At 64.8% G+C, this 17,915-nt stretch carries 2 protein-coding genes; both read left to right on the top strand.

Annotated features, from left to right (window positions below; all coding sequences use genetic code 11):
- Positions 1 to 277: 277 nt before the first annotated feature.
- Positions 278 to 14,533 carry a non-ribosomal peptide synthase/polyketide synthase gene (locus tag J3B00_RS10525; RefSeq protein WP_209867420.1) on the top strand — a complete coding sequence of 4,752 codons (14,256 nt, stop codon included), beginning with the start codon at positions 278 to 280 and terminating at the stop codon, positions 14,531 to 14,533.
- A gap of 1 nt (position 14,534) precedes the next feature.
- On the top strand, positions 14,535 to 17,915 hold the full coding sequence (locus J3B00_RS10530; RefSeq protein ID WP_209867421.1) for a non-ribosomal peptide synthetase: 3,381 nt from the start codon (positions 14,535 to 14,537) through the stop codon (positions 17,913 to 17,915).

A 17,915-nucleotide genomic window follows, 5' to 3' on the forward strand; every position in this document is an offset into this window, starting at 1 on the left:
AGCGCCCCCGACTTTCTCAAATCAATCCAAAGCCCGCCCGACCCGCCACTCAAGCGGGAAACGAACTATTGGGGCTGCCCAGGGGTGGAGAGCATCGCGAGGCCCCTTCTGGAGGGTAGGCATGACGTTCAGACGAGTCGCCTTCCCGGCGATTTAATCGAGCAGCCCGGGCTGTCGTCGGTGGCCGGGGCTTGGGCTAAATCAGCTCGCGGCTGTTTCGTCTTTGAGGGATGACTGGGCCCTGTGGTCCCGCTTCCTATCGCTAAGGACGCATCGCATGAATGCCGAAAACTCGTTGAAACTCGCTCGCCGCTTTATCGAACTGCCGCCGGAAAAACGCCGTTTGTTCCTGGCTGGGCTACAGGCAGAGGGCGTCGACTTTTCCGTGTTTCCGATCCCTGCCGATGTTGCCTGCGATGAGCGCGATGGGTTGTCCTATGCCCAGCGACGCATGTCGTTTCTCTGGCAGTTGGACCCGCAGGGCGCGGCCTACAACCTGCCCATGGCCGTGCGCCTGCAAGGCCAGCTCGACCGCCCAGCCCTGCAGCAGGCGTTCGATCGTCTGGTCGCGCGCCACGAGAGCCTGCGTACGCGCCTGCGCACCCAGGGCGAGCACCTGTACCAGGACGTTGTCGCCGCACAGGCAGTCGCCATCGTCGAGCATGACCTAACCGCCTTGGCAATGGCGCAACGCGAGGCCCGTGTCGCGTCTCTGGCCGAAGCCGAAGCGCAGGCACCTTTCAACCTGCTGCAGGGACCGCTGCTGCGCGTGAACCTGCTGCAACTGGCCACCGACGAGCACGTGTTGCTGCTTACCCTGCACCACATCGTTGCCGACGGCTGGTCGCTGAATGTACTGATCGACGAGTTCGTGCGTTTGTACGATGCCGCGTGTCAGCGCAGCGAAGCGATCCTGCCGGCTCTGCCCATCCAGTACCGCGACTATGCGCTGTGGCAACGCAGCTGGCTGGAAGCCGGTGAGCAGGAGCGTCAGCTGAGCTACTGGCGCGACAAACTGGGTGATGATCATGCCGTGCTGGAGTTGCCGTTCGACCATCCGCGTGTTGGTGCACAGAGCCACCGCGGCGCACGGCGCGAGTTGCAGATCGATCCGGCGCTCGCCGAGCGTCTCAGGGCGTTGGCCAGTGCCCAGGGCGTCACCCTGTTCATGGTGCTGCTGGCATCGTTCAAGCTGCTGCTGCAACGCTACAGTGGCCAGCGCGCGATCCGCGTCGGCGTTCCGGTCGCCAACCGTCACCGTACCGAAGTCGAGGGCTTGATCGGCTGCTTCATCAACACCCAGGTGCTGCATACCGATATCGACCCGCTCATGGATGTGAGCCAACTGCTCGGCCGGGTCAAGGACACCGCCCTCGGGGCCCAGGCGCACCAGGACCTGCCGTTCGAGCGCCTGGTCGAGGCGCTCGACCTGGACCGCAGCAGCGCGCAGAGCCCGTTGTTCCAGGTGCTGTTCAACCATCAGGCGGCTATCGCCGACGCCGGTCAGGTCCGCCTTGGTAGCGGGCTGACGCTGGAAAAGGTCGCCCTGGACAAGCACAGCGCTCGCTTCGACTTATCCCTCGACACTTATGAAAGCGCCGGGCGTCTGCACGCTGTGCTCACCTATGCGCTGGATGTCTTCGAAGAAACCACGATCATCGGTTTCGGCGAAGACTGGCTGCGACTGCTCGATGGGCTGACCCAATCATCCGCCACTCCGGTTGGCGAGCTGCCCTTGGCGACTCAGGCGGCGAACTGGGTGGAGCAGCAAGCTGCCGGTTCGCCAGAGCCCGACCTGTGCGTTCATCACCTGATCGAAACGGCCGCCAAGCGCAACTTGCAGGGCCTGGCAGCGAGCGCAGACGCCGGTCGGATCAGCTATGCCACTTTGCAGGCACGCTCGGATGCCCTGGCTCAGGCACTGCTCGATCGTGGCGTACAGGTGGACCAGCGGGTCGGCGTGGTGGCCGACCGCTCCTGCGAGATGCTTATCGGCATCCTGGCCGTGCTCAAGGCCGGGGCCGCCTACCTGCCGCTGGACCCTGACCAGCCCCAGTCTCGCATCAACTTCATGCTTGCCGATAGCGCGGTCAACTGGGTGCTTGGCCGAGCAGGGCAGATCAGCCTGCCCCAAGGCGTGACGGCGATCGCCCTCGAGGGCGACTACCCGCCAGCGTCGGCGCCCAAGGTGGCGGTCCATGCAGACAACCTTGCCTATGTCATCTACACCTCCGGCACCACTGGCAAGCCCAAGGGCGTCGCGGTCAGCCACGGCGCCTTGGTCAACTATGTGCGCGGCGTGAGCCAACGCCTGCCAATGGACCAGATCAGCAGCCTGGCGATGGTCACCACGCCTGCGGCCGACCTTGGCCACACCATGCTGTTCGGTGCGCTGTGCTACGGCAAGACCCTGCACATGCTGCCCAAGGAGACGGTGCTCGACGCCGAGGTCTTCGCCGCCTACCTGCAGACCCATGCCATCGATGCACTGAAAATCGTCCCCTCGCACTTGCAGGCCATGCTCGCCGCCGGCGCCGAGGCCTTGCCACGGCGCTGCCTGGTGGTCGGGGGCGAAGCCTGCAGCGCGGCACTTCTGGGCCGGATCAAGGCTTTGGCGCCCGGCCTCGACGTGATCAACCACTACGGCCCTACCGAAACCACGGTCGGTGTCCTTACCCATGCCCTGCAGGATCTGCCGCTGCTCGGCCAGCCCCTGGAAAACCTGCGCGCCCATGTGCTGGACAGCTGTCTGCAACCGGTGCCCGGCAAGGCCAGGGGAGAGCTCTATATCGCCGGTGCAGGGCTTGCGCGTGGCTACCTGGGCCAGGCGGCGCTCACCGCCGAGCGTTTCGTGCCCGACCCCAGCGGTACCGAAGGTGCGAGGATGTACCGTAGCGGCGACTGGATACGCCTGGATGCTGACGGTGAACGCGTTTTCGCCGGACGTATCGATGGCCAGGTGAAGATTCGCGGCTACCGCGTCGAACTGGCCGAGCTTGATACCTGTCTGCGGCAGTTGCCGGGGATCGAAAGCGCCGTTGTGCGAGTGGTTGGCGAAGACGCCGATCGGCAGCTGGCCGCCTACCTGGTCCCCCAGCGCTGGCCAGCACAGGACGAGGCCCGTCAAGCCGTCGTCGACGGCATTCGGGCCGCGCTGAAGCTGGCCCTGCCCGAGCATCTGGTGCCGCATTACCTGATGCTGCTGGAGCGTCTGCCAGTGACCCTCAACGGCAAGGTCGACGTCAAGGCGCTGCCTGAACCGGTCGCTGTCACGGCCGTTTACCGCGCTCCAGAGACAGTGCTGCAGAGCCAGGTCGCGGCCATCTGGGCCGACGTGCTGCAACAGAACCAGGTCGGCCTCGACGACAACTTCTTCGCCTTGGGTGGGCATTCGTTGCTGGCTACCCAGGTAGTCTCGCGGATCAGGCAGCAACTGCGCCTGGACGTGGCCTTGCGGGTGCTCTTCGACACTGCCGACCTGGCCGGTTTCGCCGAAGCGCTGCAGGGGCTGGAGCAGGTCGCCGGAGGGGAAATCCAGGCCCTGGACCGGACGACCGCGCTGCAGGTTTCGCATGCTCAGTATCGCCAGTGGATGTTCTGGAAGCTGCACCCGCAGAGCACCGCCTACAACACCCCCCTGGCCGTACGCTTGCAAGGTCAGGTGGACCGCGCCGCCATACAGGCCGCGTTCGATGCGCTGGTGATGCGCCACGAATCCCTGCGCACGGTCTTTGAAGAGCATGACGGCATCCCCCTGCAGCGCGTACTGCCCGCAGCATCGCCGATCATCGAATTTCATGACCTCAGTGCGGCGGACGGCCAGGCGCTGCAGCAGCGCATACAGGACGAAGCGCTCACCCCCTTCGACCTCGAACAGGGTCCACTGATCCGGGTCAAGCTGTTCCAGGGTGGCTCGCAGGAGCAAGTGCTGACCGTGCTGTTGCACCACATCGTCTCGGACGGCTGGTCCATGAGCGTCATGGTCCGCGAGCTGGCTGCCGTCTACAACGCTCACACCACCGGGCAGCCGCTCGAACGCCAGGCGCTGGCAGTGCAATACGCCGATTACGCCGCCTGGCAGCGCGAACGTCTGGCCTCGGGCGAGCTGCAGGCTCAGCTGGCATTCTGGAAAGCCACGCTGGAAGACGATTTTGCAGTCCTCGAGCTGCCTGCCGACCGTATTCGTCCTCAGGTCCAAAGCTATCGAGGCGGGCGCGTGGATGTGCTCCTGCCAGCCGCGCTCACGGCCGATCTGCAGCGCCTGGCGGTTGCCGCCAATGCCACGCTGTTCCATGTGTTCCTGGCCTCGTTCGCACTGCTGCTGTCGCGCTACAGCGGACGCGAAACGCTCAACATCGGCATCCCGGTGACCAACCGCAATCGCCTCGAGCTGGAAGGTCTGATCGGTTTCTTCGTCAACACGCTGGTCGCTCGCGTGGCGGTCGACCCGTTGCAGTCCTTCAGGCACTTGCTGCTGGCGGTCAAGGAGACCACCCTGCAGGCTCAGGCGAACAAGGACATCCCCTTCGACGTACTGGTGGAAGCGCTCAAGCCCGAGCGGGGCTTGGGCCACAACCCGCTGTTCCAGGTCATGTACAACCACCTGAGCAATCTTGGCGAGCGGGTCTCCGGCGACAGCGTGCAAGGGCTGAGCGTCGAGGAGGTCGACCTGGTCGAGCACACCACGCAGTTCGACCTGTCGCTGGACACCCTCGAACGCAGCGATGGCGTGATCGCCTCCTTCGGCTATGCATCGGACCTGTTCGACGTCGAGCGGATCGAGCGCCTGGCATCGGTCTGGGTCAACCTGCTGGGCGCACTGGCCAGTGAGGCGGCATTGCCGGTCGCCGAGTTGCCACTGCTCACCGCAGCCCAGCACACGCTGGCACTCGAAGCCGTCGACTCGGCCCCCTTGCGTTTCGCCGAAGACCTTGGCGTGCATCAGCTGTTCGAGGCGCAGGCCCAGCGCGCACCGCAGGCCACGGCGCTGGTCCTCGATGATCAGACGCTGACTTACCACGCACTCAACCGCCGCGCCAACCAGCTGGCCCACAAGCTGCGCGAACTTGGCGTGGGGCCTGATGTGCGTGTCGGCATCGCCGTGGAACGCAGCCTGGACATGGTGGTAGGCCTGCTGGGCATCCTCAAGGCCGGTGCTGCCTATGTGCCGCTCGACCCGCAATACCCGCAGGAACGCCTGCGTTTCATGATGCAGGACAGCGGCATTTACCTGCTCCTGACCCAGCCTCACCTGGCACCGACGCTGCCGATTTCCCCTGCAGTGACCTGCCTGGAAATGCAGGCGGATGAGCAATGGCTGGACAACTACAGCACAGCCAACCCGGTGAACCTGACTGTCGCCGACAACCTTGCCTACGTGATCTACACCTCCGGATCCACCGGCAAGCCGAAAGGTGTGGCCGTCGCTCATCGAGAACTGTCGGTGTTCTGCAGCGTGGCGGCTGACTATTCGCGACTCGACGCCAGTGATCGGGTGCTGCAGTTTGCCACGGTCAACTTCGATGGCTTCGTCGAGCAGCTTTACCCAGCCTTGTGTTGCGGTGCCCGGGTGGTCATGCGCGGACCGCAGCTGTGGGACATCGAAACCCTCAAGCAGGCCATCGTCACCCACGGCATCACCGTGGCGGACCTGACCACCGCCTACTGGCGCATGTTGGCGGCGGAAAAACTGCCTGCCGGCGCCTGCGCGTCGCTGCGTCAGGTGCACGTGGGGGGTGAGGCCATGCCGATGGAAAGTCTCGGCGACTGGTACGCCAGCGGCCTGCAGCAGGCGCGTCTGCTCAATACCTATGGGCCTACCGAAGCGACCGTGGTGACCACCGTGCAGGACTGCGCCGGCTTGCAGCCCGGTGCCGGTGGCAAAGCCATCGTGCCGATCGGTCGGGCGGTGGGCGGCAGGGTGACGTACGTCTGTGACGATGGCCTTGGCTTGGCCCCGGTCGGTTGGGTGAACGAACTGCTGATCGGTGGCCGCGGCTGCCTCGCCCGTGGTTATTTCAACCGCCCGGCATTGACCGCCGAGCGTTTCATTCCCGACCCGTTCGACCCGGTCGGCGGCGGGCGTTTGTACCGTACCGGCGATCTGGCGAGCTACCGTGTCGATGGTGTTATCGACTATGTCGGTCGCATCGACCATCAAGTCAAGATTCGCGGCCTGCGCATCGAGCTGGGCGAGATCGAAGCGCGGCTGCAAGAGCATGCCAAGGTGCGCGAAGCACAGGTGATCGACATCGACGGGCCGACCGGCAAGCAACTGGTCGCCTATCTGGTGATCGAGGGTGCTCTCGAACAGCAGGATGCGTTGCGCGAAAACCTGGCAAGCCACCTCAAGGGCGCATTGCCGGACTACATGGTTCCGGCGCACCTGATGTTCCTCGGCGCGTTGCCGCTGACGCCGAACGGCAAGCTGGACCGCAAGGCGCTGCCACAGCCCGAGCTGAATCTTGACCAGCCTGCCTATGTGCCCGCTCGCAGCGAACGTGAAAGACAGATCGCTGCCATCTGGGCCCAGGTCCTCAAGGTAGACCGTATCGGTCTGACCGATCATTTCTTCGAACTGGGCGGGCATTCGTTGCTGGCCACCCAAGTCACCTCGCGCATCCGCCAGGCCCTGGGCCTGGAAATACCCCTGCGCACGCTGTTCGAAGCCCCGCTACTGGTTGATTTCGTCGCATTGATCGGGCAGGGCACGGACGCGCCCGCCCCGGCGTTGCAGCCGGTCGACCGTACGCAGCCGTTGGCCTTGTCCTACGCCCAGCAGCGGCAGTGGTTCTTTTGGCAGATGGCACCTGAAAGCACCGCCTACAACATGGCCACGGTCCTGCGCCTGCGCGGCGATCTGGATGTCGATGCACTGCGCCTGAGCTTCGAAGCGTTGATCGCGCGACACGAGACCCTGCGTACTACCTTCCGCCAGGCGGGTGACCATGCCCTGCAAGTGATCCATCCAGCGCAGCCGTTCAACCTGCCAAGCGAGGTGGTCGAACTGCGCGAGGGGGACGACCTGGCCGCGCTGCTCAAGCGTCTGGCCGAGGCAGAGACGCAATGCCCCTTCGACCTGGAGCACGGGCCGTTGCTGCGCGTGAAACTGTTACGCGTGGCACAAGATGACCATGTCCTCGTACTGACCTTGCACCATATCGTCTCCGATGGCTGGTCGATGCCGGTGATGGTCGATGAGCTGGTGCAGTTGTACCAAGGGCTGCGCACTGGGCAAACGGTCGAGCTGCCTGAACTGCCTGTGCAGTACGCCGACTACGCCGTATGGCAGCGGCAGTGGATGGAGGCCGGTGAGCGAGAGCGCCAGCTGGCCTACTGGAAGGGCCAGCTGGGAGACCGCCAACCGGTTCTCGAACTGCCCGGCGATCGCCCACGCCCGGCTACCCAGGACTTCGCCGGCGCCAGTATCGCCATCGACCTGGATCGCGACCTGGTGGACTCGCTCAAGGCATTGGCCCAGCAGCAGGGCGTCAGCCTGTTCATGCTGCTGCTGGCCAGTTTCCAGACCCTGTTGCACCGCTATTCGGGGCAGGACGACATTCGCGTCGGGGTGCCGATCGCTAACCGCAATCGCCTGGAAACCGAACGCCTGATCGGCTTCTTCGTCAATACCCAGGTGCTCAAGGCCGACTTCGACCTGCACACCACCTTCAGCCAGTTGCTCGAACAGACGCGCCTGACCGCCCTGGCGGCCCAGGCTCATCAGGACCTGCCGTTCGAGCAGTTGGTCGAGGCGCTGCACCCCGAACGCAGCCTGAGCCACAGCCCGCTGTTCCAGGCGCTCTACAATCACCAGTCCGAGCTCCGGGGGCAGACGCGCAGCCTGCCCGGGCTGGAAGTTCAAGGCCTGGCCTGGGAGCGCTATACCGCACAGTTCGACCTGACTCTGGACACCTTCGAGCATGCCGAAGGTCTGGGCGCTTCGCTGGTCTATGCCACGTCGCTGTTCGACCGTCCGCGCATCGAGGCGCTGGCGCAGCACTGGTGCAATCTGCTGGCCGACATCGTGCGACAACCCCATCAGCGCGTCGCCGAGCTGGCGATGCTGGGCAGCCACGAGCGTGAGCAGCTGTTGGCAGCGTGGGACCAGACCGGCGACGATCATCCGGACGACCGTTTCGTCCATCAACTGTTCGCCGACCAGGTCGCCCGCACGCCCGAAGCCATCGCGATCCGCTTCGACGATCAACGCCTGAGCTACCGCCAACTCGATGCGCAGGCCAATCGCCTGGCGCACCGCCTGATCGAGCAGGGCGTCGGCCCCGAGGTCAGGGTAGTCATCGCCATGCGCCGCTGCACCGACATCATGGTGGCGTTCATGGCGGTGCTCAAGGCAGGTGGTGTGTATGTACCGCTGGACATCGCCTATCCGCAGGACCGCCTGCGCTACATGATGCAGGACTGCGCCGCGGCATTGGTGCTGACCCAGAGCGATGTGCTGGGCACGCTGCCGATCCCTCAGGGTTTGCCGACGTTGGCGGTGGACCTGCCGGCCGCCTGGCAGCAAGGCCCGGACACGGCACCCGAGGTGGCGTTGTCCAGGCACAACCTTGCCTATGTGATCTACACCTCGGGCTCGACCGGCATGCCCAAGGGCGTCGCCGTGGCGCATGGGCCGCTGGCCTCGCACATCCTGGCCAACGGTGAGCGCTATGAAACCGGCCCGCAGGATTGCGAGCTGCACTTCATGTCATTTGCCTTCGATGGCGCCCATGAGGCCTGGATGCACCTGCTGATCAACGGCGCCAGTGTGCTGGTGCGCGACGACAGCCTGTGGCTGCCCGAGCAGGCCTACGCCGAGATGCACCGGCATGGCGTGACCATTGCGGTGTTCCCGCCGGTCTATCTGCAACAGCTGGCCGAGCATGCCCTGCGCGTGGGCAACCCGCCGCCGGTGCGCATCTACTGCTTTGGCGGTGATGCCGTGCCGCAAGCCGGTTACGAGCTGGCCTGGCAGGCCCTGCGCCCGCAATACATCTTCAACGGCTACGGGCCGACTGAAACCGTGGTCACACCGCTGCTCTGGAGCGCGTCGCCTGGCGATACCTGCGGCGCGGCCTACGCCCCTATCGGCCGCCTGGTCGGGTGCCGCCGCAGTTATGTGCTTGACGCCAGCCTCAACCTGGTGCCGTTGGGTCACAGTGGCGAGCTGTTCCTCGGCGGGCTCTGCCTGGCGCGGGGCTATCTCGACCGCCCAGGGCTGACCGCCGAGCGCTTCGTGCCCGACCCGTTCGCTGCGAACGGCGAGCGCGTGTACCGCAGTGGTGACCTGACCCGCACCCGGGCCGACGGTCTGGTCGACTATCTGGGGCGTATCGACCATCAGGTGAAGATCCGCGGTTTTCGTATCGAGCTTGGCGAGATCGAGGCGCGGTTGCAGGATCACCCGGCAGTGCGCGAAAGCGTGGTGATCGACATCCAGGGTCCAGGCGGCAAGCAGCTGGCTGCGTATCTGGTCAGCGCGGATGTGCAACTCGACGACCTGCAGGGGCAGAGCCTGCTGCGCAGCGAGTTGCGCGATCACCTCAAGGCGATCTTGCCGGACTACATGGTGCCCACCCACCTGGTCTTCCTCGACAAGTTGCCGCTCACGCCCAATGGCAAGCTGGACCGCAAGGGCCTGCCCACGCCCGACGTCAGCCAGCTGCAGCAGGTGTACGTCGCACCTCGAAACGCGCTGGAGCAGACCATCGCCGGGATCTGGGCGGATGTGCTGAAAGTCGACAAGGTGGGGCTGTCCGATAACTTCTTCGAACTGGGTGGCGATTCCATCATTTCGATCCAGGTGGTCAGCCGTGCGCGCCAGGCGGGAATTCGCTTCACTCCCAAAGAGCTGTTCCAGCACCAGACCGTCCAAGGGTTGGCCTCGGTCGCCCGGCAAGGGGGCGAAGGCGGCCTGTTGATCGAGCAGAAGGCTGCCAGTGGCCAGACCCTGCTGTTGCCGATCCAGCAAGCGTTCTTCGAGCAGGACATTGCCCAGCGCCACCACTGGAACCAGGCGCTGCTGCTCAAGGCAGGCGAGGCGCTCGACAGCCAGGCGCTGGAGCAGGCGCTTCAGGCCCTGGTAATCCACCATGACGCTCTGCGCCTGCGCTTTGATTGTGCAGGGGGCGAGTGGACGGCCCATTACGGCTCGCCCGACCCACAGCAAGGTCTGCTGTGGCAGGCTACGGTGGCTGATGCAGAGGTCCTCGAAGCGTTGTGCGATGAGGTTCAAGGTAGCCTCGATCTGCAGCGCGGTCCTTTGCTGCGAGCATTGCTGGCGACCCTCGCGGATGGCAGCCAGCGCTTGTTGCTGGCGATCCATCACTTGGTGGTGGACGGGGTCTCCTGGCGTGTACTGCTCGAAGACCTGCAAACCGCCTACAACCAGCTGCACGCTGGCCAGCCATTCGGCCTGCCCGCCAAGACCAGCTCGACCCAAGCGTGGGCCGGGCACCTGCAGACCTACGCACGCAGCGAAGCGTTGCAGGCGCAGTTGGCTTACTGGCAGGCGCAACTCGGCCACGCTGATGCCGACCTGCCTTGTGACAACCCTGGTGGCTCGTTGCATGGCATGCATGTCGGCACCGCCCGCACCCGTCTTGGCTCGGCCAGTACCCGGCAACTGCTGCAACAGGCACCTGCTGCCTACCGCACACAGGTCAACGACCTGCTGCTGACCGCGTTGGCCCGCGTCATCGCACGCTGGACCCAGCGCAGCGACGTGCTCGTGCAGTTGGAAGGGCATGGTCGTGAAGACCTGTTCGATACCCTCGACCTGACGCGGACCGTGGGCTGGTTCACCAGCGTGTTCCCGGTGCGGCTGAGTCCGGAGCAGACGCTTGACGCGTCGATCAAGCGCATCAAGGAACAGCTGCGGGCGATCCCGGACAAAGGCATCGGCTACGGTGCCCTGCGTTACCTGGGCGATGACCAGGCTCGAGCCGCCCTTGCGCAGTTGCCGACCCCACGCATCACCTTCAACTACCTGGGGCAGTTCGACGGCAGCTTCGCACCGGCCGCGCACGCCGATGCGCCGGCATTCCTGGTGCCCGCCGACGAAAGCGCCGGCGCCAGCCAGAGCACCGAAGCGCCGCTGGACAATTGGTTGTCGATCAATGGCCAGGTCTATGCCGGTGAGCTGAGTCTGGAGTGGACCTTCAGCCGCGACATGTTCGAGGTTGATACGGTGCAGCGCCTGGCCGACCAGTTCGCCGCCGAGCTCGAGGCGATCGTCGCGCATTGCCTGGAGGATGCCCAGTCAGGTCTGACCCCTTCGGACGTCCCGCTGGCCGGGCTTACCCAGACCCAGCTGGACAGCCTGCCGATTCCGGCGGCGCACATCGAAGACCTCTATCCCCTTGCGCCGATGCAGCAGGGCATGCTGTTCCACAGCCTGCTCGAGCAGGGCGGCGGGCATTACATCAACCAGATGCGCGTCGATGTCAAAGGGCTCGACGTGCCACGCTTCAGGCTTGCCTGGCAGGCCGCTGTCGATCGCCATGAAGTGCTGCGGGCCAACTTCGTGACCTGCTTCGAGCACCCTCTGCAGGTGATCCGCAGGCAGCTCGAACTGCCGTTCACGCACCTGGACTGGGTGGGCGTCGCCGAGCAGGGCGCGGCCCTGGACAGCTGGGCCGATGCGGACCTGCGCAAGGGCTTCGACCTGCAGCATGACCCCCTGCTGCGTCTGGCGGTGATCCAAACCAGCGAGAAGTCCTGCCATCTGGTGTTCACCAGCCATCACATTCTGCTGGATGGCTGGAGCAATGCGCAGTTGCTCGGTGAGGTGCTCCAGGCCTATGCCGGGCTGGCCAACAGCGGGCTGACGGGCCGCTATCGCGACTACATCGAATGGCTGCAGCGCCAGGATTCCCAGCAGGGCCAGGTCTTCTGGCAGCAGCAGTTGCATGACCTGAATGAGCCCACGCGCCTGGCGCTGGCCATGCGTCAGGACAAGACCCGCCTGGGCACGGGCTACGGTGAGCACCAGCAGCGCTTGAGCGAGCGGCAGACGCAGGCTTTGGGTGCCTTTGCCCGGCAGCAGCGAGTGACCGTCAATACCGTGGTGCAGGCGGCATGGCTTCTGCTTCTGCAGCGTTACACCGGGCAATCGTGCGTGAGCTTCGGCGCTACGGTATCCGGTCGCCCGGCAGAGCTGCGAGGCGTCGAGCAACAGCTGGGGCTGTTCATCAACACACTGCCGGTGGTCGCCAGCCCGCGCCCACAGCAGCGGGTGGCGGAGTGGGTGCAGCAATTGCAGGCGCAGAACCTGGCGCTGCGCGAATACGAGCACAGCCCCTTGTACGACATTCAGCGCTGGGCCGGATCGGGTGGTGAAGGGCTGTTCGATACCCTGCTGGTGTTCGAGAACTACCCGGTCGGCGATGCGTTGCAGCAGAGCGCACCCGCCGGGCTCGAATTCGGCAACGTGCACGGCCATGAACAGTCGAGCGTGCCGCTGACCCTGGCGATTGGCGCAGGTACGCACCTGTCGGTGCACTACAGCTATGACCGGCAGTGTTTCGCGCAAGAAAGCATCGCGCAGATCGCCCGCCACTTCGGTACCTTGCTGGAGGCGCTGGTCGAGGACCCGCAGCAAGTGGTCGCTCGACTGAACTTGCTTGACGCACAGGAGCAGCAGGCAATCATCCAGGACTGGAATCGAGCGCCTGCTAATCACCATCCCGATCAATGCCTGCACCAGATGATCGAAGCCCAGGCCGCGCGTACGCCGGAGGCCATTGCCGTGGTGTCGGGCGAGCGGACACTCAGCTACAGCCATCTCAATCGGCGCGCCAATCAGCTGGCCCACAGGCTGCGCGAGCAGGGCGTGGGCCCGGATGTACTGGTGGGGATCGCTGTGGATCGCAGTCTGGAAATGGTCATCGGCCTTCTGGGCATCCTCAAGGCGGGAGGCGCCTATGTGCCGCTGGATCCGGAGTATCCGGAGGATCGCCTGGCCTACATGATGAGCGATAGCGGTATTCGCCTGTTGCTGACCCAGTCGCATCTGCTCGCTCACTTGCCGCTACCTGAAGATGTCGATCCGCTGCTCCTGGAGCCACTGCTGGGCTACAGCGAAGCCAACCCGGTCAACTTTACGCAACCGGCAAACCTGGCTTACGTGATCTATACCTCGGGGTCTACCGGCAAGCCCAAAGGGACCTTGCTGCCCCATCACAACGTCGTGCGCCTGTTCCAGGCAACCCAGGACTGGTTCCGGTTCGACAGCCAGGATGTCTGGAGCGTCTTCCATTCCTACGCGTTCGATTTCTCGGTCTGGGAACTGTTTGGTGCGCTGGTGCATGGGGCCAAGGCAGTGATCGTGGCCAAGGACGTTGCCCGATCGCCTGCGGACTTCCACGCGCTGCTGGTCCGTGAGCAGGTCACGGTGCTCAACCAGACACCATCGGCGTTCAAGCAACTGATCCCGCACGCCTGCGCAAGGCCGCAGGGTCAGACTGAGCTTGCCATGCGCTATATCGTGTTTGGAGGCGAAGCACTGGATGTCGGGAGCCTGGCACCGTGGTTCAACCACTTCGGCGACAGCCAGCCGACCTTGATCAACATGTACGGCATCACTGAAACCACGGTGCATGTCACCTACCGACCAGTGTGTCGCGAGGATCTGCAGCGCGATGGCGTCAGCCCCATCGGCGAGGTGATCCCGGATCAGTCGCTGTACCTGCTCGATGCTGACTTCAACATCGCCGCCCCTGGTTGTCATGGCGAACTGCACGTTGGTCAGGCCGGCCTTGCCCGTGGCTATCACCGACGTGCGGCGCTCACGGCGGAGCGGTTCGTACCCGACCCGTTCGATGACAGCGAGCAGGGTGGCGGTCGCCTCTACCGCACCAGCGATCTGGCACGCTATCGCATCCAGGGTGCGATCGAGTACGTCGGTCGTGTCGATCATCAGGTGAAGATCCGCGGTTTCCGTATCGAGTTGGGCGAGATCGAGGCCAGGCTGCAGGAGCACTCGCAAGTCCGCGAAGCGGTGGTACTCGCCATGGAGGGCCCAAGCGGTACGCAACTGGTTGCCTATCTGATCCCTGCCCAAGCGCCCTCGGCAGCGTTGCGCGAGAGCCTGCGCGAGCACCTCAAGGCGACACTGCCCGAGCATATGGTGCCTGCCCACCAGGTATTTCTGGAAACGCTGCCCCTTACGGCAAACGGCAAGCTTGATCGACGAGCGTTGCCCAGCCCTGATGCCACGCAACTGCAGCAGCAGTTCGTCGCACCGCAGAGCCCGCTGGAACAGGACGTCGCAGCGATCTGGGCCGATGTACTGAAGCTTGAAAGGGTCGGCCTCAACGACAACTTCTTCGAGCTGGGCGGGCATTCGCTGCTGGCAGTCCAGGCTACCCAGCGCGTGCAGTTGCTGCTGGGGCTGGAGGTGCCGCTTTCGGCCCTGTTCGGTGCCGGACGGCTTGCCGACTACGTGGCGACGATGGCTGAGCTGGCGCCTGCCAGCGCAGCGGATGTCGATGAGTTGAGTGATTTCCTGGCAGAACTGGAGAGTGTTTGAAATGACGGCCCAGAACATCGAGCTGGTAAAACGGTTCCTGCATCTGCCATTGGCGCAGCGCAAGCAATTCTTTGAAAAGATGCAGTCCAAGGGCATGAGCTTCGCTCGCCTGCCGATCCCGCAGATACGCGACGAATGGGGCCCCATCGGCCTGTCGTACGCCCAGCGGCGACAGTGGTTTCTCTGGCAGTTCGAGCCGCAGAGCGCTGCCTACAACATCAGCATGGCCTTACGTTTCAAGGGGACCCTGGATTGCGACTTGCTGCAGCGCAGCCTTGAAGACCTGGTGCGACGCCATGAAAGCCTGCGTACCGCTTTTGCCCAGGACGGCGACCAGCCTGTCCAGGTCGTTGACCCAGACGTGCGGGTGGAAATAGTTCGGGAGCCCTTTGCAAAGGCAGCAGACGCCGGTTTCGCCGAGCGCCTGACACGGCGCATCGAAGAAGAGGCCGGCCAACCCTTCGACCTGGGGCAGATGCCGCTGTGGCGGGTGAAGCTGCTGCAGGTGAGCGAGACCGATCACGTGCTGATCCTGGTCATGCACCATATCGTCTCCGATGGCTGGTCGATGCCGATACTGCTGGACGAGTGGATCCGCAGCTACGAGGGGCATCGCCTCGGCCAGCCGGCGTCGTTGCCGGACCTGCCGATCCAGTATGGCGACTATGCCATCTGGCAGCGCCAGTGCCTGGAAGCGGGCGAGCTGGAGCGTCAGCTGTCGTACTGGCAGGCGGAGCTCGGTGGTGAACAGCCGGTGCTGGAGCTGCCGACCGACCATCCGCGCCCGGCCTTGCAGAGCCGGGCAGGTGCAAGCCTGGATATAACCCTGGACGATGCACTGTGCGCCGACCTCAAACAGCTGGCGCGTGATCAGGGCGTGACAGTGTTCATGCTCCTGCTGGCCAGCTACCAGACCTTGCTGCACCGCTACAGCGGGCAGAACGATATCCGGGTCGGCATACCCACGGCCAATCGCAATCGAATGGAGACCGAAGGCCTGATCGGCTTCTTCGTCAACACTCAGGTACTCAAGGCCGAATTCGACCTGGGCACGACCTTCATTGAGCTGCTCGAGCAGACCCAGCGACGCGTCTCTGGCGCCCAGGCCCATCAGGACCTGCCGTTCGAGCAACTGGTCGAAGCCCTGCAGCCGGAGCGCAGCCTCAGCCATAGCCCGCTGTTCCAGGTCATGTACAACCACCAGACCGAAGCGCGCGGGCAGGGTCGGCAGTTGCCCGGGCTGACCGTCGAGACCCTGGACTGGGAGCGCAGCACCGCGCAGTTCGATCTGACCCTGGAGACCGTGGAGCACGAGGCTGGCATCGCGGTATCGCTGACCTACGCCACTGCGCTGTTCGACGAAGCCACCATCGCCCAGCTCGCCGGGCACTGGCAGGACCTGTTGGCCGCCATCGTCGCCCAGCCGCAGCAGCGTATCGCCGAGCTGGCGCTGCTGAATGCCGCGCAGCAGCAACAGGTGGTCCACGACTGGAACCGCACCCAGGTCGCGTACCCGGCCGAGCAGTGCCTGCAGGAGCTGATCGAGGCTCAGGTCACCGCCACCCCGGACGCCCCGGCACTGGTATTTGCCGAGCAGACACTGAGCTATCGCCAGCTGAACCAGCGCGCCAACCAGTTGGCGCACAAGCTGCGCGAGCAGGGTGTAGGGCCGGACGTGCTGGTGGGCATCGCTGCCGAACGCAGCGTGGAGATGGTCATCGGCCTGCTGGGCATCCTCAAGGCCGGCGGCGCCTATGTGCCGCTGGACCCGGAATACCCCGCAGAGCGCCTGACCTACATGATGCAGGACAGCGGCATCCGCCTGCTGCTGACGCAAGCCCACCTGTTGGCGCAGTTGCCGGTGCCCGAGGGTGTGCAGCCGCTGCTGCTCGAGCCGCTGCCGGGCTACAGCGACGCCAACCTGGTGCACGGCACCTGCCCGGACAACCTGGCCTACGTGATCTACACCTCCGGTTCCACCGGCCGCCCCAAGGGCGCGGGCAACAGCCATCGCGCCCTGGTCAACCGCCTGTGCTGGATGCAGAAGGCCTACGGCCTCGACGCCGACGATACGGTGCTGCAGAAGACCCCGTTCAGTTTCGACGTCTCGGTCTGGGAGTTCTTCTGGCCGTTGCTTGTCGGCGCACGCCTGGCCGTGGCGCAGCCGGGCGAACACCGTGATCCGCAGCGGCTGGTCGAGGTGATCAGGCAGCACGCGGTGACCACGCTGCACTTCGTCCCCTCGATGTTGCAAGCGTTCATGGGCAGCGCCGAGGTCGAGCGTTGCAGCGGTCTCAAGCGCGTGGTGTGCAGCGGCGAAGCCTTGCCCGCAGAGCTGGCGCAACAGACCCTGGCGCGGCTGCCCGGCGCCCAGTTGTACAACCTCTATGGCCCGACCGAAGCGGCCATCGATGTCACCCACTGGACCTGCCGCCCGAGCAGCGAGAGCGGTGTGCCGATCGGCCGGCCGATCGACAACCTGAAGACACACATCCTCGGCGCCGGGCTGCAGAGCGTCGCCCCGCGAGCCGCCGGTGAGCTGTACCTGGGCGGCGTTGGCCTGGCCCGTGGCTATCACCGGCGCCCGTCGCTGACCGCGGAACGCTTCGTCCCGGACCCCTTCGACAGCACGGCCCAAGGCGGCGGTCGCCTGTACCGCACCGGTGACCTGGCACGTTATCGGGCCGACGGGGTGATCGAGTACAAAGGCCGTCTCGACCATCAGGTGAAGATCCGCGGCCTGCGCATCGAACTGGGCGAAATCGAGACACGTCTGCTCGAGCACCCGAGCGTGCGCGAGGCGGTGGTGCTGGACATCGACGGGCCAGGTGGCAAGCAACTGGCCGGCTACCTGGTGGTGGCCGGCGAACCGCCGGCCGACCCGCAGCAGCAGAACGCACTGCGCAGCGAACTGCGCGAGCACCTCAGGCTCGGGCTGGCCGACTACATGGTCCCGACCCACCTGCTGTTCCTCGAGCGCCTGCCGGTGACCGCCAACGGCAAGCTGGACCGCAAGGCCCTGCCCAAACCCGACGCAAGCGCTTTGCAGGATAGCTACGTGGCCCCGCGCAGTGAGCTGGAGCAGCAGGTCGCGGCGATCTGGGCAGACGTGCTTAAGCTCGAGAGGGTCGGCCTAGGCGATGGGTTCTTCGCCTTGGGTGGCCATTCGCTGTCCGCCACCCAAGTGATCGTGCGCGTTCGTGAGGCGACAGGCATCGACGCCACCTTGAAAGAACTGTTCGAACAGCCCCGGCTGGAGGATTTCTCACGTTGCCTCGAACAGAAAAATCAGCAAATCGACCCTATTCAGGCAGAACTGGCTAAATCGCTGGAGGCGCTCAAACGTCTAACCACGGAGGAAATTGATGAACTGATTTCATAG

Source organism: Pseudomonas sp. BP8 (assembly GCF_017875955.1).
Taxonomy (GTDB): domain Bacteria; phylum Pseudomonadota; class Gammaproteobacteria; order Pseudomonadales; family Pseudomonadaceae; genus Aquipseudomonas.